The 18,690-nt window shown below is 66.5% G+C and carries 19 protein-coding genes and 2 pseudogenes; 5 read left to right on the top strand and 16 right to left on the bottom strand.

The annotated features are described in order from the left end of the window. Window positions 1–2 precede the first annotated feature (2 nt). The 3 genes from icd to hemN all read right to left on the bottom strand — a co-directional run bounded on the left by icd (window position 3) and on the right by hemN (window position 3,562). Window positions 3–1,256, bottom strand: a complete 1,254-nt coding sequence (icd, locus tag U5O44_RS07310; RefSeq protein WP_322587791.1) for an NADP-dependent isocitrate dehydrogenase — start codon at window positions 1,254–1,256, stop codon at window positions 3–5. Between the two features lie 73 nt (window positions 1,257–1,329). Next, on the bottom strand, window positions 1,330–2,052 hold the full coding sequence (locus tag U5O44_RS07315; protein ID WP_322587792.1) for an urease accessory protein UreH domain-containing protein: 723 nt from the start codon (window positions 2,050–2,052) through the stop codon (window positions 1,330–1,332). A 37-nt stretch (window positions 2,053–2,089) separates the two neighbouring features. Further along, window positions 2,090–3,562 (bottom strand): oxygen-independent coproporphyrinogen III oxidase, encoded by a 1,473-nt coding sequence (hemN, locus tag U5O44_RS07320; protein WP_416222137.1) that lies wholly within the window; start codon window positions 3,560–3,562, stop codon window positions 2,090–2,092. 106 nt (window positions 3,563–3,668) lie between these two features. Between hemN and fnr the strand changes: the two genes are divergently transcribed. Continuing rightward, entirely contained in the window at window positions 3,669–4,406 is a 738-nt protein-coding gene (gene fnr, locus U5O44_RS07325) for a fumarate/nitrate reduction transcriptional regulator Fnr (protein WP_322587793.1), read from the top strand. A gap of 48 nt (window positions 4,407–4,454) precedes the next feature. On the opposite strand, the gene U5O44_RS07330 is transcribed toward fnr, so the two are convergent. The 9 genes and pseudogenes from U5O44_RS07330 to U5O44_RS07370 form a co-directional block, all read right to left on the bottom strand. Further along, the gene (locus U5O44_RS07330; protein WP_322587794.1) at window positions 4,455–4,808 is read right to left on the bottom strand and encodes a hypothetical protein; all 354 of its coding nucleotides are present in this window, start codon (window positions 4,806–4,808) and stop codon (window positions 4,455–4,457) included. Beyond that, complete coding sequence (locus U5O44_RS07335; RefSeq protein WP_322587795.1) at window positions 4,805–5,050, bottom strand: hypothetical protein; 246 nt, start codon at window positions 5,048–5,050, stop codon at window positions 4,805–4,807. The genes U5O44_RS07330 and U5O44_RS07335 overlap by 4 nt, the downstream gene beginning before the upstream one ends. A 53-nt stretch (window positions 5,051–5,103) precedes the next feature. Then, a complete protein-coding gene (gene ccoG, locus U5O44_RS07340) occupies window positions 5,104–6,540 on the bottom strand; it encodes a cytochrome c oxidase accessory protein CcoG (protein ID WP_322587796.1) in 1,437 nt (478 codons plus the stop codon). 43 nt (window positions 6,541–6,583) lie between these two features. After that, window positions 6,584–7,513, bottom strand: a complete 930-nt coding sequence (gene ccoP, locus U5O44_RS07345) for a cytochrome-c oxidase, cbb3-type subunit III (protein WP_322587797.1) — start codon at window positions 7,511–7,513, stop codon at window positions 6,584–6,586. Continuing rightward, a complete protein-coding gene (locus U5O44_RS07350; protein ID WP_322587798.1) occupies window positions 7,510–7,689 on the bottom strand; it encodes a cbb3-type cytochrome oxidase subunit 3 in 180 nt (59 codons plus the stop codon). The genes ccoP and U5O44_RS07350 overlap by 4 nt, the downstream gene beginning before the upstream one ends. Window positions 7,690–7,701: 12 nt before the next feature. Continuing rightward, window positions 7,702–8,334 (bottom strand): cytochrome-c oxidase, cbb3-type subunit II, encoded by a 633-nt coding sequence (gene ccoO / locus U5O44_RS07355; protein ID WP_322587799.1) that lies wholly within the window; start codon window positions 8,332–8,334, stop codon window positions 7,702–7,704. A gap of 19 nt (window positions 8,335–8,353) precedes the next feature. Further along, window positions 8,354–9,793: a cytochrome-c oxidase, cbb3-type subunit I gene (gene ccoN, locus U5O44_RS07360; RefSeq protein WP_322587800.1), complete on the bottom strand. Its 1,440-nt coding sequence runs from the start codon at window positions 9,791–9,793 to the stop codon at window positions 8,354–8,356. Between the two features lie 90 nt (window positions 9,794–9,883). Beyond that, window positions 9,884–10,018: pseudogene (gene ccoS, locus U5O44_RS07365) on the bottom strand (cbb3-type cytochrome oxidase assembly protein CcoS); the annotation flags it as partial. Window positions 10,019–10,021: 3 nt separating this feature from the next. Next, window positions 10,022–12,388 carry a heavy metal translocating P-type ATPase gene (locus U5O44_RS07370; protein WP_322587801.1) on the bottom strand — a complete coding sequence of 789 codons (2,367 nt, stop codon included), beginning with the start codon at window positions 12,386–12,388 and terminating at the stop codon, window positions 10,022–10,024. A gap of 73 nt (window positions 12,389–12,461) precedes the next feature. On the opposite strand from U5O44_RS07370, the gene U5O44_RS07375 reads away from it, so the two are divergent. Both U5O44_RS07375 and U5O44_RS07380 read left to right on the top strand, forming a co-directional pair. After that, window positions 12,462–12,911, top strand: a complete 450-nt coding sequence (locus U5O44_RS07375) for a DUF192 domain-containing protein (RefSeq protein WP_322588485.1) — start codon at window positions 12,462–12,464, stop codon at window positions 12,909–12,911. Window positions 12,912–12,924: 13 nt separating this feature from the next. After that, window positions 12,925–14,079: an MFS transporter gene (locus tag U5O44_RS07380; RefSeq protein ID WP_322587802.1), complete on the top strand. Its 1,155-nt coding sequence runs from the start codon at window positions 12,925–12,927 to the stop codon at window positions 14,077–14,079. A gap of 41 nt (window positions 14,080–14,120) precedes the next feature. Here the strand turns inward: U5O44_RS07380 and U5O44_RS07385 are convergent, their stop codons facing one another. Together U5O44_RS07385 and U5O44_RS07390 are read right to left on the bottom strand one after the other, a co-directional pair. Further along, window positions 14,121–14,405 (bottom strand): helix-turn-helix domain-containing protein, encoded by a 285-nt coding sequence (locus U5O44_RS07385; RefSeq protein ID WP_322587803.1) that lies wholly within the window; start codon window positions 14,403–14,405, stop codon window positions 14,121–14,123. A 13-nt stretch (window positions 14,406–14,418) separates the two neighbouring features. Next, window positions 14,419–14,763, bottom strand: coding sequence for a type II toxin-antitoxin system RelE/ParE family toxin (locus U5O44_RS07390; protein WP_322587804.1), 345 nt, complete (start codon window positions 14,761–14,763; stop codon window positions 14,419–14,421). A gap of 205 nt (window positions 14,764–14,968) precedes the next feature. On the opposite strand from U5O44_RS07390, the pseudogene U5O44_RS07395 reads away from it, so the two are divergent. Beyond that, a pseudogene (locus U5O44_RS07395) lies at window positions 14,969–15,683 on the top strand (IS3 family transposase); the annotation flags it as partial. A gap of 18 nt (window positions 15,684–15,701) precedes the next feature. Here U5O44_RS07395 and U5O44_RS07400 read toward each other — a convergent pair. Then, window positions 15,702–16,430 (bottom strand): transposase, encoded by a 729-nt coding sequence (locus U5O44_RS07400; RefSeq protein ID WP_322587805.1) that lies wholly within the window; start codon window positions 16,428–16,430, stop codon window positions 15,702–15,704. A gap of 91 nt (window positions 16,431–16,521) precedes the next feature. Between U5O44_RS07400 and U5O44_RS07405 the strand changes: the two genes are divergently transcribed. Beyond that, window positions 16,522–17,699, top strand: a protein-coding gene (locus tag U5O44_RS07405; protein WP_322586503.1) for an IS3 family transposase whose coding sequence is annotated in 2 segments (ribosomal slippage) — window positions 16,522–16,789 and window positions 16,789–17,699 — 1,179 coding nt in all. Because the reading frame shifts where the segments join, the coding sequence is not laid out codon by codon here. A gap of 29 nt (window positions 17,700–17,728) precedes the next feature. On the opposite strand, the gene U5O44_RS07410 is transcribed toward U5O44_RS07405, so the two are convergent. After that, window positions 17,729–18,634 carry a transposase gene (locus U5O44_RS07410; RefSeq protein ID WP_322587806.1) on the bottom strand — a complete coding sequence of 302 codons (906 nt, stop codon included), beginning with the start codon at window positions 18,632–18,634 and terminating at the stop codon, window positions 17,729–17,731. Window positions 18,635–18,690: the final 56 nt, after the last annotated feature.

The raw sequence follows: 18,690 nt of genomic DNA on the forward strand, positions 1-18,690 counted from the left end.
CATCACATGTGTTCGATCATCACCTGCCCGAACCCCGAGCATGACACCTGGGTCGCGCCCTCCATCAGGCGGGCGAAGTCATAGGTGACCCGCTTCGAGGCAATGGCGCGCTCCATGGACGCCAGGATCAGGTCGGCCGCCTCGGTCCAGCCCATGTGGCGCAGCATCATCTCGGCAGACAGGATCTCGGAGCCGGGGTTGACATAGTCCTTGCCAGCGTACTTCGGCGCGGTGCCGTGGGTAGCCTCGAAGCAGGCGACCGAGTCCGACAGGTTGGCACCCGGGGCGATGCCGATGCCGCCGACCTGCGCCGCCAGCGCGTCGGAGATGTAGTCGCCGTTGAGGTTCAGCGTGGCGATGACCGAGTATTCGGACGGACGCAGCAGGATCTGCTGCAGGAAAGCGTCGGCGATCGAGTCCTTGACGGTGATGTCCCGCCCCGTCTTCGGGTTGCGGAACTTGCACCACGGCCCGCCATCGACCAGCTCGGCGCCGAACTCCTTCTGCGCCAGCGCGTAGGCCCAGTCACGGAAGCCACCCTCGGTGTACTTCATGATGTTGCCCTTGTGCACGATGGTCACGCTGGGCTTGTCGTTGTCGACGGCGTACTGCAGGGCCTTGCGCATCAGGCGCTCGGTGCCTTCGCGGGAGACGGGCTTGACGCCGATGCCCGAGGTACCGGGGAAGCGGATCTTGGTCGCCCCCATCTCGTCCTGCAGGAACTTGATCAGCTTCTTCGCCTTGTCCGACTCGGCGGCGTACTCGATGCCGGCGTAGATGTCCTCCGAGTTCTCGCGGAAGATGACCATGTTCACCTTCTCGGGAGCCTTCACCGGGGACGGGACGCCCTTGAAATACTGCACCGGGCGCAGGCACACATACAGGTCAAGTTCCTGGCGCAGCGCGACGTTCAGCGAGCGGATGCCGCCCCCCACCGGCGTGGTCAGCGGCCCCTTGATCGAGACGACATATTCGCGCAGCACCTCCAGCGTCTCGGCCGGCAGCCAGACGTCGGGGCCGTAGACGCGGGTGGCTTTCTCGCCCGCGTAGATCTCCATCCAGTGGATCTGGCGCTCACCGCCGTAGGCCTTGGCCACCGCGGCGTCCACCACCTTGATCATCACGGGCGTGATGTCGTAGCCGGTGCCATCGCCTTCGATGAAGGGAATGATGGGGTGGTTCGGGACGTTCAGCGAGAAGTCCGCATTGACGGTGATCTTCTGTCCGTCGGCAGGTACCGTGATGTGCTCGTACATGGTTCCGTCTCCGTGAAGCGGTGGGCGATCTTGTCGTGATCGGGGTCAAATCGGGGTCGAAAATGATTCTATGTCAGGCACACCAGGCAGCCAGGGTATCGGTCCAGAGCGTGTGCGCGAAGGACCAGCCCACCAGCACCACGATGGTCGCCCCCGCCATCCGCAGCGACAGGGACGCCGGCGACACCTCGCCACGAACGCCCGCGGCACGCAAGGCGGCAGGCACCCAGCGCAGCCAGAGCGCAGGCCCCACGAGCAGCCCGAGCGCACTGGTGCAGGCGAAGACGGCCATGACGGTGGCACCCTCGGCGGGTGTGGAAGCGACCGACGCCATCAGCAGCGCCGCATGCAGCAGACCGCAGGGCACGGCCGGCCAGAGCAGACCCCAGGCGGCGGCTTTCACCTCGCCCGGCATGCGGATGCGGGCTGCGCCGTCCGGCAAGGCGGGACGTCCGCGCCGCTCCAGCCAGACCGCCAGACTCTCGGGCAATGCCCCCTTGAGCAGCATCCACAGCCCCAGCAGCAGCAGGAAGAACTGAAGTCCCGTCCAGACCGGCCGCAGCCAGTCCGCCGAGGTGGCCAGCCAGCGCAGCCCGCCCACCAGCGAAGCCGCCAGCGCACCCGCCACGGCATAGGCCACCACACGCCCCACGAGCAGTCCCGCCACGGCGCCCGATGGCTGCTCCGGTTTGCAGCGCCGGGCAATCGCCGCACAGCCAGCGCCGCACATGGCGGCGCAGTGCGGCGTGCCAGCCAGCCCCATCAATGCCGCGGTCAGCAGCAACGCACCCGTCATCCGATCACCTCGACACCCTCGACACCCTGGATCTGCCTCAGATCACCTTGGAAAAACGCTCCCGGCTGCGGTCCGCCCGCAGATGCCGGTCGAAGACCATCGCCACCGAACGCACGAAATACCAGCCCAGCGGCGTGACCTCCAGCCCGTCTTCGTGCAGCACGACCAGTCCGTCCCGGGCCAGTCCCTGCAGATCCTGCAGTTCCTGGGCGAAGTACTGGCGCACGTCGATGAGGTGCGACAGGGCCACCGACTCGTAGCTCAGCCGCCCGTGGCACATGATGGACATGATCACGGCCCGCCGCACCAGATCATCGCGCGTCAGCGCCAGCCCGCGCACTACCGGCAGCGCATCGCCCTTGAGCAGGTCGTAGTACTCGTCCAGCGTCTTGGCATTCTGGCTGTAGGTGGCACCAATGCGGGAAATGGCCGACACGCCCAGCCCGATCAGGTCGCAGTCCGGCTGGGTGCTGTAGCCCTGGAAATTGCGGTGCAGGCGACCCTGGCGCTTGGCCTGCGCCAGCGCGTCCTCGGGCAGCGCGAAATGGTCCATGCCGATGTACTGGTAACCATGGCTGACAAAGCCGGCCAGCGCCTGCGCCAGCATGCCGACCCGGTCCGCTCCGCTGGGCAGTTCGGCCGACACGATGCGCCGCTGCGGCTTGAAGCGCGCCGGCAGGTGGGCGTAGCCGTACATCGCGATGCGGTCCGGCCGCAGCAGCGCGACCTGGCGCACCGTGCGCTCGAAGCTCTCGGGCGTCTGGCGCGGCAGGCCGTAGATCAGGTCGACATTGATCGACTCGAAGCCCAGCTCCCGCGCGTCGCGCATCAGCGCCTCGACCTGCGCATGCGGCTGCACCCGGTGGACCGCCTGCTGCACCGCCGCGTCGAAGTCCTGCACACCGAAGGAGACCCGGTTGAAGCCGAGGTCTTTCAGCAAGGCCAGCCGGTCGCGGGTGACGGTGCGCGGATCGATCTCGATGGAGTGCTCGCCCTGGGGCAGCAGCCGCACCCGGGAGGCGATCATCCCCACCACATGGCGCAGTTCGTCGTCGTCCAGATAGGTCGGCGTGCCGCCGCCAAAGTGCAGCTGGGACACCTGGGGCGCTTCGCCGAGCGCCTGGCAGACCAGGTCCAGCTCATGCTCCAGCGCCTTCAGGTAGGCCGCCACGCGGCTGTGGTCGCGCGTGACGATCTTGTTGCAGGCGCAGTAGTAGCAGACCGACTCGCAGAACGGGATGTGGACGTAGATCGACATCGGCACCCCCGCGCCACCCACGCCCCCCAGATCCCCGCGCTGGGCCAGCGCCTGCACGCTGTGGCCCGCGGTGAACGCCTCGACGAACCGGTCGGCCGTCGGATAGGAGGTGTACCGCGGCCCCGGCATGTCCATCCTCGCCAGCAGCGCCTCGGTCAATTCCGGCGCCGCCGTGGTGGTCGTTCCCGGACCCGGCGCTCCGGATTCGATCGAAGTGTCAGGGCGGCCACGGAAAAGTGTCGTATGTTCCATCCCACGCACTGTGCCGTCACGGCGCCCGCCAGCCTTGACGCAGCTCAAGTGTGCTGCACAGTGGATGCACAAGAATCAACCAAGCTTGATCAACCGGGTTTGCAACATGCACGAAACGTCTACCACTCCCCGCCTGGACGCCCTCAAGGTCGCCTGCTCGGCCTGCAACCTGCGCGAGCTGTGCCTGCCGGTGGGCCTGTCCGACGAAGAGCTGACCTCGCTGGACAACATGATCGGCACCCGCCGCACCGTGCGCCGCGGCGAGAGCCTGTTCCACGCCGGCGAGACCTTCGCCGCGCTGTACGCGGTCCGCACCGGCTTCTTCAAGACCATCGTCTCCGCGTCGGATGGCCGCGAGCAGGTCACGGGCTTCCAGATGGCCGGCGAGCTGCTCGGCCTGGACGGCATCAGCACCGACCGCCATTCCTGCGACGCCATCGCGCTGGAAGACTCGCAGGTCTGCATGATTCCCTATGGCCAGCTGGAGACACTCTCACGCGAGTTCACGCTGCTGCAGCACCAGTTCCACAAGATCATGAGCCGCGAGATCGTGCGCGACCACGGCGTGATGCTGCTGCTCGGGAGCATGCGGGCGGAAGAGCGCCTGGCGGCCTTCCTGCTGAACCTGACACAGCGGCTGCAAGCACGCGGCTTCTCCGCCTCCGCGCTGGTGCTGCGCATGACCCGCGAGGAAATCGGCAGCTACCTGGGGCTGAAGCTCGAAACGGTCAGCCGCACCTTCTCGAAGTTCCAAGACGACGGCCTGCTCGAAGTGAAGCAGCGCGACATCCGCATCCTGAACCAGCCAGCACTCCAGCTGGTCGTCAACGCGGCCAACTGCTGAGCACCGAGCGCTGAACGGCCCTTCCCGGACTGTTCGGCGCCCGCCTCCTCAGACACTGGTGCGGCGGGCCCTGTCGTGCGGGTCCGACTCGGCCAGCATCATCTGCGTCAGGGCACTGCCCAGCGCGACCGCCCCCCAGAAGACAAAGAAGCCCAGGGTGTAGACCAGCATGCGGTCGGCCTCCAGCACGGGTCCGCCCGGCCAGTGCAACATGCCAGGGTCGACCAGCGAAAACACCAGCACCTCCAGCACGCCCGCCATCAGGAATGCGGGCCACACCACCGCCGCAAGACGGCGCATCGGACCCGACATCGGCGGCACCACATCCGCTGGCTCGCCCGCCTCGAAGCGCTCGACCTCGTCGTCGGGCTCCACGGCCTGCCGCGGATCGCTGGCACTCACTTGACGCCCCCGGTGGCCGCATGGTTGCGGCCCTGCATGGCCGGCAGGTGGGCGGCACCGGACCGGGCCGACGACGCCGTGTCCAGCACCGGATCGGGATTCTGGATCGCCAGTGCGAGCGTGATGAAGCTGGCCACGACCACGACCAGCGGACCACCGATCACCAGCCAGACCATCCTGTACTTCCACCAGGGCATCGTGTCCGAGCCGGGGACGGGGGCGGGCATGTGTTGTGTCGTCATGGAATAGCTCCTGGGTACAAGGTGGTTCGACGGAATTCGCGGGACTGGCGGACTCAGCGCGGCACGATGAAGGTCGATTTCTCGCGCACCACCGCTGGTGCACCGGAAGCCTCCACCCGCTCGACATCGAAATGGATTTCGTGCGAACCCGGGCCGGCCTGGGCCGCCACCTCGAACGCCGCCTGGACCGAGACGGTCACCCAATGGGCTTCCGCCGGGCCGATCTCGACGGCATTGCCCGCGTCCACCTTCAGGCTCGGCAGACCGCTGGCGGTGATGCGGAAGCGCTGTGTCTGCTCGGTGGCGTTCATGATCTGCAGACGGTAGACATTCTCGATGTTGCCTTCGTCGACAATGCGGGCCAGCGATGCCCGGTCGCGCACCACGTCGACCCGGAACGGCGAACGCAGCCACAGACTGGCACCCACCGCGCCGACGATCAGCACCAGGATCACCGTGTAGATCAGCACCCGCGGCCGGAAGGCACGGCGCCACATCTGGGCGCGCGTGAGGTGCTGCTGCAGGCTGTGCTGCGTGGCGTAGCGGATCAGGCCGGGCTCGTAGCCCATCTTGTCCATGATGCCGTCACAGGCGTCGATGCACGCCGAGCAGCCGATGCACTCGTATTGCAAGCCGTTGCGGATGTCGATGCCCGTCGGGCAGACCTGCACGCACACGCCGCAGTCGACGCAGTCGCCCAAGCCCTTGGACTTGGGATCGACCTTCTTGCCACGCGCGCCACGCGGGTCACCGCGTTCGGCGTCGTAGCTGATGATGAGCGTGTCCTTGTCGAACATGGCGCTCTGGAACCGCGCGTAGGGGCACATGTACTTGCACACCTGCTCGCGCATGAAGCCGGCATTGCCGTAGGTGGCGAATGCATAGAACAGCACCCAGAACCACTCCCACGGGCCCAGACCCAGCGACAGCACCGAAGCACCGAGCGAACGGATCGGGGTGAAATAGCCGACGAAGGTGAAACCTGTCCACAGCGCGAACAGGATCCAGACAAGTTGCTTGCCGCCCTTGCGCAGGATCTTCTCGCCGTTCCAGGGTGCCTCGTCCAGGCGCATGCGCTTGGCACGGTCGCCCTCGAAGCGGTGTTCGAACCACAGGAAGATCTCGGTGTAGACCGTCTGCGGGCAGGCATAGCCGCACCACAGCCGACCCGCCACCGCGGTGAAGAGGAACAGCGCGTACGCCGAGATGATCAGGAGACCCGTCAGGTAGATGAAGTCCTGCGGGTAGAGCACCAGCCCGCCGATGTAGAAGCGGCGGGTGAGCAGGTCGAACAGCACCGCCTGGCGGTCGTTCCACTGCAGCCACGGCGTGGCGTAGAACACGATCTGGGTGATCCAGACGAGCGCCCATCGCCAGTTGGAAAAAAACCCGCTCACCGCACGCGGATAGATCTTCTGGGTCTTCTGGTACAGGGCGACGGTTTTCACCGCCGCCTGTTCAGTCGTGGAGGTCTCGGTGCGGCTGTTCATGGCTAATTCTCGGACTGACGCGGACGGCTCGCCTTGATCCGCATCACTGCGGCGTAGCCATTGCGGTCTGCTTGTCACCCTTGTGGGACAAGCTCCAGACATAGGCGGCCAACACCTTGGTCTGCTCGGGTGACAGGCGGGTGGCATGCTGCGGCATCACGTTCGACATGCCGTTGTTGATGATCGAGATCACCGCCGCTTCGCCCCAGCCGTGCAGCCACACCTTGTCGGTCAGGTTGGGCGCACCCATGACCTGCAGACCCTTGCCGTCAGCCCCGTGGCACGCGGCACACGCACCGAACTTGCTCTTGCCGAGTTGTGCGGCAATGGCGTTGTGGGCACTGCCCGACAGGCTCAGCACGTAGTTGGCGACGTTCTTGACGTCTTCCGGCGTGCCGACCGCCGCGGCCATCGGCGGCATCATGCCCTGGCGACCTTCGGCGATGGTCTTGGCGATGTACTCGACGCCCGTGCCACCCAGCCAGTCCTTGTCGGTCAGGTTGGGGAAGCTCTTGCTGCCGCGTGCATCCGAGCCGTGGCAACCAGCGCAGTTGTTGACGAACAGGCGCTCGCCGATGCCCATGGCCTGCTTGTCCTGCGCCAAGGCTTCCGGGGTCATCGCCATGAAACGCTCGTACAGCGGCGCCATGGTCTGGCGGGCCTTGGCATGTTCCGCCTCCAGCTGACCAGCAGAACTCCAGCCGAGCGAGCCCTTGAGGTGGCCCAGACCCGGATACAGCGCCAGGTACAGGGCCGCGAACACGACGGTCAGGATGAACAGGCCCATCCACCAGCGCGGCAGCGGGTTGTTCATCTCGCGCAGATCCACGTCCCAGGTGTGGCCGGTGGAGTTGTCATCGGCCATCACGGTGCGCTTGCTCGCCACCGCCAGGATGAAGACGCAGAAGGCGAGCCCGCCCACGGTGATCGCGATCACGTACCACGACCAGAAGCTCGAAGTGAAGTCACTCATTGGGTGCCTCCGTTGGATGCGTTGGATGTCTTGTTGTCGTCGTCCAGGAACGGAAGCGCGGCGGCTTCGTCGAACGCGGAACGGTTGCGGCTGGAATAGGCCCAGGCAGCAATGCCCAGGAACAGCAGGAAGAAGCCCACAGTCACGAAACTGCGCAGGTCATTGACGATGTCCATGGCCTGCTCCGCTCACTTGGCTGCGACCTTGCCTGCGGTGCCGAGCACCTGCAGGTAGGCAATGACGGCGTCCATCTCGGTCTTGCCCTTGACTTCGTCCGCGGCCTTGGCGATCTCGTCATCGCTGTAGGGCACGCCGACCTTGCGCAGCGAGGCCATGTTGGCGCCGATGCCTGCGTTGGCCGGGGCGTTCTCCAGCCACGGGTAGGCGGGCATGTTGGACTCGGGCACCAGATCACGCGGGTTGATCAGGTGCACGCGGTGCCACTGGTCGCTGTACTTGCCGCCCACGCGGTGCAGGTCGGGACCGGTACGCTTGGAACCCCACTGGAAGGGGTGGTCGTAGACGAACTCGCCAGCCTTGGAGGTGTCGCCGTAGCGCAGCGTCTCGGCGCGGAAGGGACGGATCATCTGCGAGTGGCAGTTGTAGCAGCCCTCGCGCAGATAGACGTCCCGTCCGGCGAGCTGCAGCGCGGTGTAGGGCTTGAGGCCCTCGACCGGCTGGGTCGTCGAGGTCTGGAAGAACAGGGGGACGATCTCGACCAAGCCACCGAACAGGATGGTGACCAGGGTCAGGACGATCATCAGGAAGTTGCTGGTCTCGATCTTCTCGTGACCAGACACGGGGCGGTTAGCGTGTGCCATGGTGTGCTTGTGCTCCGGTTCAGGCGTGGGCCACGACAGGCGGGATGGCAACGGGTTCCACCTTGCCGGCCTGGATGGTCTTCACCACGTTCCAGGCCATGATGAACATGCCCGACAGGTACATCACGCCGCCGCCGAGGCGGATGACGTAGAACGGATAGGTGGCCTTGACGCTCTCGACGAAGCTGTAGACCAGCGTGCCGTCCGGGTTCACCGCGCGCCACATCAGACCCTGCATCACGCCGGCAATCCACATCGCGGCGATGTACAGCACGATGCCGATGGTGGCGATCCAGAAATGCAGCTCCATCGCGCGGATGCTGTACATCTGCTTGCGGCCGAACATGCGCGGGATCAGGTGGTACAGCGAGCCGATCGACACCAGACCCACCCAGCCCAGGGCGCCGGAGTGCACGTGGCCGACGGTCCAGTCGGTGTAGTGCGACAGGGCGTTCACGGTCTTGATGGACATCATCGGACCTTCGAAGGTCGACATGCCATAGAACGACAGCGAGACGATCAGGAACTTCAGGATCGGGTCGTCACGCAGTTTGTGCCATGCGCCCGACAGGGTCATGATGCCGTTGATCATGCCGCCCCAGCTCGGTGCGAGCAGGACCAGCGAGAAGATCATGCCGACCGACTGCGTCCAGTCCGGCAGCGCGGTGTAGTGCAGGTGGTGCGGACCCGCCCACATGTAGGTGAAGATCAGCGCCCAGAAGTGGACGATCGACAGGCGATAGGAATAGACCGGGCGGCCCGCCTGCTTCGGGATGTAGTAATACATCATCCCCAGGAAGCCCGCGGTCAGGAAGAAGCCCACCGCGTTGTGGCCGTACCACCACTGCACCATCGCGTCCTGCACGCCGGCATAGGCCGAGTACGACTTGGTCAGGCTGACGGGGATCGCAGCGCTGTTGACGATGTGCAGCAGGGCCACGGCGATGATGAAGGCGCCGAAGAACCAGTTGCCCACGTAGATGTGGCTGACCTTGCGGATGCCGACGGTGCCGAAGAACACCACCGCGTAGCTGACCCACACGACCGCGATCAGCAGGTCGATCGGCCACTCCAGCTCGGCGTATTCCTTGCCTTGCGTGAAGCCCAGCGGCAGCGAGATCGCCGCGGCCAGGATGACGAGCTGCCAGCCCCAGAAGGTGAACTGGGCGAGTGCGGGCGCGAACAGGCGCGTCTGGCAGGTGCGCTGCACCACGTGGTAGCTGGTCGCGAACAGCGCGCAGCCGCCGAAGGCGAAGATCACCGCATTGGTGTGCAGCGGTCGCAGGCGACCGTAGCTGAGCCACGCGATGCCGTCCGTCAGTTCAGGGAATGCCAGCTGGGCCGCGATCACGACCCCGACCAGCATCCCCACAATGCCCCATAACACCGCGGCGAGGGCGAATAGCCTCACGACCGAATCGGTGTAGACGGGGCCAGCCGTCTGTGTGTTGATTGCCATTGGTTGCTCCTAGGAAACTCTCTCGATCCTCGGCGTGGATTCTTTGGCAGCCGGGATCGCACTGGATTGATCGGCATCAAGCTCGTCACGGTCCGTACGCAGGATGCGTTCGCCCTCGCGCTCGATGTCGTCGAACTGACCACTCTTCAGGGCCCAGGCAAAGACCGCGATGATCAGGAAGACCAGCACCACGGACAGCGGGATCAGCAGGAACAGGATGTCCATGGTTCAGGCCTTGTCCGCCGTGGGGGATGCGTTGCGCCGGGTGAGCCGCAGCGCGTTGAGGACAACGACCAGCGAACTCAGCGCCATGCCGAGACCCGCCAGCCAGGGCGGCAGCCAGCCCACCAGCGCCAGCGGCACCGAGGCGGCGTTGTAGGTGAGCGACCAGCGCAGGTTCTGTCGCACAATCGCAACAGTGCGCCGGGCTGTGTCGAGCAGCACGGGCAAATCCTCGATGCGGTCCGACAACACGATCACGTCGGCGCGGGCCTGCGCGAGCGCGGCAGCAGTGCCCAGCGCGATCGAGACATCGGCGCGGGCCAGCACAGGTGCATCGTTGATGCCGTCACCGACCATGGCCACGACACGGCCCGCGCCCTGCAATGCCTCGACACCGGCGAGCTTGTCCTGCGGCGTGCAGCGGGCACGGGCGTCGGCGATGCCCAGGCGGCGGGCCATGGCCTCGACGCTGGCGGTCTGGTCGCCGGAGAACAGGTGCAGCGACAGGCCGGCCCGCGCCAGTCCCGCGACCCCCGAGATGGCATCCGGGCGCAGCACCTCGTCGAACTCGAACACGGCCACAGGCACCAGACACGGCGTGCCGTCTCCGTCCCCGTCCCCCGTTGCTGCGGCGTCCTGCTCGACACCCAGCCAGACCGCCGGCCGCGCGGGCAGGTCCACCTCAGGCGCGACGCCGCACCAGCCCGGCCCACCCAGACGGACCCGCCGCATCCGGCCGCCGACCTGCGCCAAGGCGTCCATGCCCTGCCCCGGCTGTTCGGTCACCGCCTCCAGCGTCCACCCGGAGGTCGGCGCGGACAGTGCCAGCGCACGCGACAGCGGATGGCGTGACTGCTGCGCCAGACTGCGTGCGAGCCTCTCCAGCGACGCGCGGTCCAGGTCGGGGACCGGCTGCAGCACACGGGTTTCGGCCAAGGTCAGCCGGTCTTCGGTGACGGTACCGGTCTTGTCGAACACGACGTCCTGCACGCGGGTCAGGATCTCCAGCGCATCCAGCCGCTGCACCAGGATGCCGCGCCGCGCCAGCTCGCCCGCCGACGCCAGCAGCGCCACCGGCGCCCCCAGCGACAGCGCGCACGGACAGGTCACGATCAGCACCGACACCGCCACCCACAGCGCACGGCTCGGGTCGATGAACATCCAGGCGCCCCAGGCCAGCGTCGCCAGCGCCAGCACCGCCCACAGGAACGGCCCGGCAATCCGGTCGGTCGCCAGGATGAAGGCAGGTCGCTCGGTCAGCGCACGCTCGACCAGCGAGACGATGCGCTGGTAGCGGGTCTGCGCGCCGAGCTGCAGCACCTGCATCACCACCGGCGCGCTCAGGTTGATGCAGCCGGCCGACACCTCGTCGCCCACCGTCCGGTCGACCGGACGTGATTCACCGGACAGCATGGCCTCGTCGACCAGCGTCCGGCCCTCGACCACACAGCCATCGGCCGCGAACGCCTGCCCGGCATGCACCCGCACCCGGTCGCCCACCGCCAGCACAGACGCGGGCACCAGTTCCCCCTGCCCTTGCGCATCGAGCCGCTCGACCGCGTCCGGCAGGCGCCGCATCACGCCGTCGAGCGACTGCGCCGCACGCTGCCGTGCCCGGGCCTCCAGCACGCGGGCCGCGAACAGGAAGCTGACGAACATGGTCAGCGAATCGAAATAGACCTCGGACCCGAAGATGCCGCCCGGATTGAAGGTGGCCGCCGAACTGGCGACAAAGGTCACCGCGATGCCCAGCGCCACCGGCAGGTCCATGCTGATGCGCCGCTCGCGCAGACCGCGCCACGCGCCGCGGAAGAACGGCCCCGCCGCGAACACGATCACCGGAATGCTCAGCACCCAGCTCGCCCAGTTCAGCAACTGCAGCATGTCCGGCGTGATGTCGCCCGGGCCCGCCACATAGGCCGGCGTGGCGTACATCATCACCTGCATCATGCAGAAAGCCGCCACGAACAGCCGCCAGATCGACTGGCGCGTCTCCCGGGTCGCCAGCGCCACCGCCTGCGCGCCGGTGTCGGGGAAGGCGCCATAACCGGCGCGGCGCACCGCCTCGATCAGCGTCGACACCTGCGTGCGCTTCGGATCCCAGGTGACCACCGCGCGCTGGGCGGCACCGCTGACCTCGGCGGCCTGCACGCCCTCGACGCGGCAGAGCGCATCCTCGATCAGGCCGGCACAGGCGGTGCAATGCATGCCGCTGAGCAGCAGGCGCGACTGTCCCAGCTCACCGCCCTGCCCGTCGTCGATCCATTGGGTATAGGCGGCCTGCTGCTGGGCGTCGTTGACGGCGGCGGCCTGGGTGGGGCTGAGTGCCGGTGCCGCAATGGGCGAGGGAGTGGCCGAGGCGAGCGTGGACATGGATGCGCTATTCTTGAAGCTCAACGTCCAGCACAACATGATTCAAATCAAGTTCTATCGGTTGACCCGACACATGGCACAGAGCGCGCTCGCTGTCCTGGGCTTGTTGTCGCTCGGTGCCAACGCCCAGACTGGCCCGCAGAAGCTGCCCACCACCCAGCTCACGGCCGGCATGCACCTGATCCGCGCCGAAGTCGCCGACGATGATCTGGAGCGCCAGATCGGGTTGATGCACCGGCCGAGCATGGGCGCCAGCGACGGCATGGTCTTCGTGTTCGAGCGGCCGGAGGTGCAATGCTTCTGGATGCGCAACACGCTGATCCCGCTGTCGGCGGCCTTCATCGACGACAGCGGCACCATCGTCAACATCGCGGACATGAAGCCGCAGTCGGACGATTCGCACTGCTCGAAGAAACCCGTGCGCTTCGTGCTGGAGATGAACAAGGGCTGGTTCGACAAGCGCGGGCTGAAGGCCGGCAGCGTGATCGGCGGCGCGGTGTTCAAGCCGGCGGTCACGCGCTGAACCGGCCGGCAATGTGAACCGCAACCTCTGGCTGCTGGCCGCCGCACAAGGCCTGTTCCTCACCAACAACGTCGCCTTCATCGCGATCAACGGGCTGGTGGGGCTGGCGCTGGCGCCACTCGGCTGGATGGCGACGCTGCCGGTGATGGGCTATGTGCTCGGCGGGGCGATGTCGACCTCCCTCGTGGCGCGCACGCAGGCACGGTTCGGGCGCAAGACCTCGTTCCAGATGGGCGCGGCGGTGGCGTTCCTGTCGGCGCTGGCGTGCGCCTGGGCGGCGGTGGGGCGGCATTTCGAGCTGCTGTGCCTGGCCACGGTGGTCGCGGGGTATTTCAACGCCAACGCACAGCTCTACCGCTTCGCCGCCGCCGAGCTGGCCGGGTCCACGGGGCCGGAAAAGGCCGTCTCGATGGTCATGGCCGGGGGGCTGATCGGTGCCATCGCCGGCCCGAACCTCGCGGCCCAGACGCGCACGCTGATGGCCGTGCCGTTTGCGGGCGCCTATGTGGCGCTGGCCGGGGTGGCGTTGCTGTCGATGCTGGTGCTGGCGGCGATCGACTTTCCGCCGCCACCCGTGAAGAAGACGGCCAGCGGCGGCCGCCCGATGGCCGAGATCGTGCGCCAGCCGGTGTTCATCGTCGCGGCGCTGTGCAGTTCGCTCGGTTACGGGGTGATGAACCTGCTGATGGCCTCGACGCCGATCGCGATGGACCAGTGCGGCCTGCCGTTCTCGGACACCGCGCTGGTGCTGGAGTGGCACGTCATCGGCATGTTCGCGCCGGGTTTCTTCACCGGGCAGCTCATCAAGCGCTTCGGCGTGATGCGGATCATGGCGGTCGGCGTGGCGCTGAACGCGCTGTGCATCGCGGTGGCGCTGACGGGAGTGGACCTGCACCGTTTCCTGATCGCGCTGTTCGTGCTCGGCGTGGGCTGGAACTTCCTGTTCACCGGCGCCACGACGCTGTCGCTGCAGGCGTATGCGCCCGAGGAGAAGGACCGGGCGCAGGGGGCGCTGAACTTCTGCGTCTTCGCGGTGCTGGCGGTGACGTCGTTCGCGTCGGGGTTGCTGGTGACGACGCAGGGGTGGGCGCTGCTCAATGTGGGGTCGCTGGTGCCGGTGGCGATGACGGCGGGGGCGCTGGTGTGGATGGCGCGGCGGCGGGCCTGAGTCACCAGCGCGGTCACGCCGAGTGCCGGTGCCGATCTCTACTATCGCAGCGCCCGCATCACCACCTGCGGCTCCCGGTCGATCAGGTTCAGCAGCACGAGCGCTGCTCCCTGCGGCCGGCGGTCGCCGCGCTCCCAGTGCCGCAGCGTCGCCACCGAGAAACCGAAACGCGCCGCGAACTGGTCTTGTGTCAAACCCAGCCGTGCCCGCACGCCCGCCACATCGACCGGGACTGGCCGGTAGACCGTGACGCCGTCTGTTTCGCCACGGGCGTGGGCAGCGGCCTCCTTCAGGCCCTGGCGGATGCTCTCGAATGCGGTGCTCATGGGGTTGCTGTCCTTACTTTGTGGTCCGTTCAAGCCAAATGTCCACCAGCAGATCGACCAGCCCGGCCAGTGCATGGCACTCGGCACGGGTCAAGTTCGCCCGCTCGTTCTTGGCGAACATTGTCAGCAGATACAGCGGCATGACATCACTGTGAACGTAGTAGATCACTCGAACGCCGCCACTCTTGCCCCGACCATCACGTCCCCAACGCAGCTTGCGAACGCCGCCGGTGCCTTCGATCAAGTCACCCGCTCTCGGGTGCTCAGCGAGGTAGGTGACGATGGCGCGACGGTCCTCCTCCGAAAGCAGCTTGGCAGCGCGCTTCTGGTATTCGGGCAGTTCGGCGACGGTCTGCATGGCAATCGAGTGTAATCCAATGGATCAGTCGATTGCCAAGGAAACGCGGTCATGGTTCATCGCGAGGAGGTTTCATCGGTGGCGCGATGGTCCAGAAAACCGGGTTCTGAATGGGGGGCCAACCTGCGCACCAACCGTAGACTGACCTTGCCCTCGGAAACCGTCTCCCATGCTGAGTGATGCAATGTCAGCAAGGAGAACGGAAATGACGAAACCGAAGGCGGCGCCAAGGGCGCGCTACACGTTGGAGTTCAAGCAGGAAGCGGTACGCCTGGTCGAGGGCGGGCAGAGCATCGCGGCGGCGGCCCGTACGCTGGGCGTGGTCGATCAGACCTTGTTCAACTGGGTCAAGGCCAAGCGGCAGGGCAAGCTCACGGGTGCGGACAGCAAGCCCGTGAGCGCCGAACAGATGGAGATTGCCCGGCTGCGTGCCGAGTTGGCGCGGGTGACGATGGAGCGTGACATTCTGGGAAAAGCGACGGCTCACACGAAGCAAAGGCTGCGAAGTGAAGTACGCCTTCATCCAGCGCCACCGGCGCGTGTGGCCAATCTCGGTGCAGTGCCGGGTGCTGCAGGTCAGCGTGGCGGGGTACCACGAGCACTTCGTGCGCCGCGCCAGCAACGCCCAGCGGCGCCACCTCAGCGACGACGCGCTGCTGGTGCACATCAAGGCGATCCACGCTGAGACACGCGCTGGCTACGGCTGGCCGCGGACCTGGAAGGAACTGCTGGCCCGAGGCATCCGGGTGGGCAAGGACCGGGTTCAAAAGCTCATGCAGCAGCACGGCATCCGTGCCAAGGGCAAACGGCGCTTCAAGGTCACCACCGACAGCAAGCATGACCTGCCCATTGCACCGAACCTGCTCAACCGCGAGTTCACGGTGGCCGAGCCCGACAAGGCTTGGGTGGGCGACATCACGTAGATACCGTCGGCGAATTCAAACGCCCCCCGGAGTCAATCGAGCGAAGCGGGAGAGGCGAGTGGCAGCCCGTCTGGGCCTGTCGTCGAGCCAGGCAATGACACGAGTTGTGTTGATGCCGACGGCTGCCAGGACCTGTTGCAACCCTGTCTTGGCCATGCCGATGTAGCGACTGCGACGCATGCCAAATGCCCGCACACCCTGCGACAGGGTCCCCTCGATACCGGCACGAACACGATACCGCTGTTTCCAATCGGGATCGTGCATGCGTGCCCGCGCGGCGTTGAGTGCCTCGTACTGCTCGCGGGGATGGAAGAACAACGTTCGGCGGGCCGCCTTGGACGTCGTGCAGGACGGCCGTGCCTCACAGGCGCCGCAGTCGGCTCGGCCGAACCGGACATGGATGCGCGTCTGCCCGGTCGGGTCTGACTTGGTGGTCCATCCGACCGAGACGTTGCCTTGAGGGCAGGTAACCTGCTCCCGCATCCAGTCGATCGCGAAGTGCGGCAGGTCGTATCCCTGCTCGGCCTTGACAGCCTTGGTTGACAGCCCTCGCACAGGCCCCTGCAGCGAGACACCATGATCGCGCCGGCTGGACACGAGCAGTTCCGCGTTGACGTAGCCCGAGTCGACGAAGTGCTCGTCGGGCAGCAATTCCCGCTGTGCCAGCCGCGCATGAATGCCCGCCAAGGCGTTCATGTCAGGCTCCATGGCCGGGCGCGTCTCGACATGGGTGATCAGATTCACTGCCGTGGCTTCGCAGGTCTCGGTCACATGCACTGAGGTAGCCTGACTTCCGTGGACACCCACTTGACCCGGTGACACGACGAGAAAGACGATGAAGAAGAACCAAAGCTACACAGCAGAGTTCAAGGCGGAAGCGGTAAAGCTGGTGCTGGAACAGAAGCTGTCACACCAGGAAGCAGCCCAGAGAGTGGGCATTCCGAAGGGCTCGCTGAGCAACTGGGTGGCGAGCAGCCAGCGCCGGGGAGCGCAGGCGCTGAAGGCGGCCGAGCCTTCGGTGGCGGAACTGAAGGCCGAGGTCAGCCGGCTGCGCCGGGAACTGGCGCGGGTGGAGATGGAGCGCGAAATCGTAAAAAAAGCGGCCGCGTACTTTGCGAGGGAGTCGCTGCAAGGTACGCGGTCATGAAGGAGCTGCAGGCTCGACACGACTATCCGGTGGCGGTGCTGTGCTCGGCGCTGGGGGTCTCGCGCAGCGGGTACTACGCCTGGTGCGAGAGGCCAGCCTCGGCCCGTCAGCGCGACGACGAGCGGCTGAAGGTGGCCATCCGAGGGGTGCATGCGGCCAGCCGCCAGACCTACGGCACGCGCCGGGTGCTGGCGGAGTTGCGGGCGCAGGGCTTCGAGGCCGGGCGGGACCGTGTGGACCGACTGCGCCGCACGATGGCGCTGCGTTGCCGGCAGAAGCGCTGCTTTCGCGTCACCACGGACTCCGAGCACCTGCTGCCCGTGGCCGACAACCTGCTGCTGCAGGACTTCACCGCCAGCGCCCCTGATCGGATCTGGCTCACCGACATCACCTACATCCGCACCGACGAGGGCTGGCTCTACCTGGCCGGACTCAAGGACATGTGTACCCGAGAGATCGTCGGCTATGCGATGGACGAGCGCATGACCCAGCAGCTCTGCCTGCGCGCGCTGGGCCACGCCCATGCCCGGCGCCGACCCCCGCCCGGGCTGATCCACCACTCCGACCGGGGCAGCCAGTATTGCGCCCGCGACTACCGCCATGCGCTCGATGCACTGGGCATGCGGGCGTCGATGTCACGTCGCGGCAACTGCTACGACAACGCCCCGATGGAGAGCTTCTGGGGGAGCCTGAAGAACGAACTCGTCCACCACCGGCGCTTTGCCACCCGCGCTCAGGCCATTGCCGAAATCACCGAGTGGATCGAGGTCTTCTACAACCGCCAGCGTCGCCACAGCGCCATCGGCAACCTCCCGCCTGCCGTCTTTGCTCGGCAGTTCTATCAACAACTGCGCTCTGCGCATTAACTTCGACTGTCCACGGTTGACAGGACACCTCACACCTTGTAGCCCGACCATTCCATGCCGCGCTTGGTGCTGTAGTGCATCTCTGGGTCGTAGGGCGTCTGGATGCGCTCGCCGACCGGTGGCAGTTCTGCGCCGTCACGCCAGCGCAGCGTGCCGTCGGCGCCTCGGTCGAAATAGGTCCACAAGACCTGCCGCAGCAGGGGCAGTGTCGGTACCTCGCCTGCTGCCGGCGGGGCGGAGGGTTCGTCCAGTGCTCCCAGCAAGCGCACTCCGTCCGCGCCGACTTGCTGCGCGTAGGCCTCCCGTTTGGGTCGGCTCCCGCCAGGCAGTCGCCAATCTTCGGCTCGACGCGCATAGCGTTCGAACCACTCCGGCTGTGCCACTTCGCCGAGCCACTCAGGTGCTGCAACCGCCAGCTCGTTCAGCGTGGCCCGCAGCGTCTCGGTGATCAACTCCAGTAGCCGCAGATCGCGCACTGCCGCCAGCACATGTGTGCTGTCCGTGCGCTGCCGTCCACGGGCCTTGAGCAGCCCGCGGGCCTTGAAATGCGCGAGCATCCTGTCCAGCAACAGGTGCTCGGCCTCTGCCTTGAGCAGCCGGTCGCGGAACTCTGTCAGCACGCTGAAGTGAAATCCAGGATCCGTCAGCTCCAACCCCAGCGCGTACTTCCAGTCGATGCGCGAGCGCACTGCATCGGCCGCCTGGCGGTCGCTCAGATGCTCCAGGAACTGGAAGACGGTCACCAGGGCCAGCCGCCAGGGTGCCAGACCGGGTTGCCCTCGACGGGGGTAGAGCGAGGCGAAGTCTTCATCGCGGTACAACTCGGTGAACTCGTCGCGCAGGCGCGTGATCGTCGTGCCACGTGGAAACGCCGCTCGGGCCACACGTTCGGTCTCGGCAGGGATGCCTTCTATCGGGCTGGGCTTCAGGCTCATCTTCGGGATGCTGTCGCATCGCTGTACTTCGATCCGCAAAGCTTGCCCACCGTCAT

It is taken from the genome of Sphaerotilus sp. (assembly GCF_034519685.1).
Classification (GTDB): domain Bacteria; phylum Pseudomonadota; class Gammaproteobacteria; order Burkholderiales; family Burkholderiaceae_C; genus Sphaerotilus.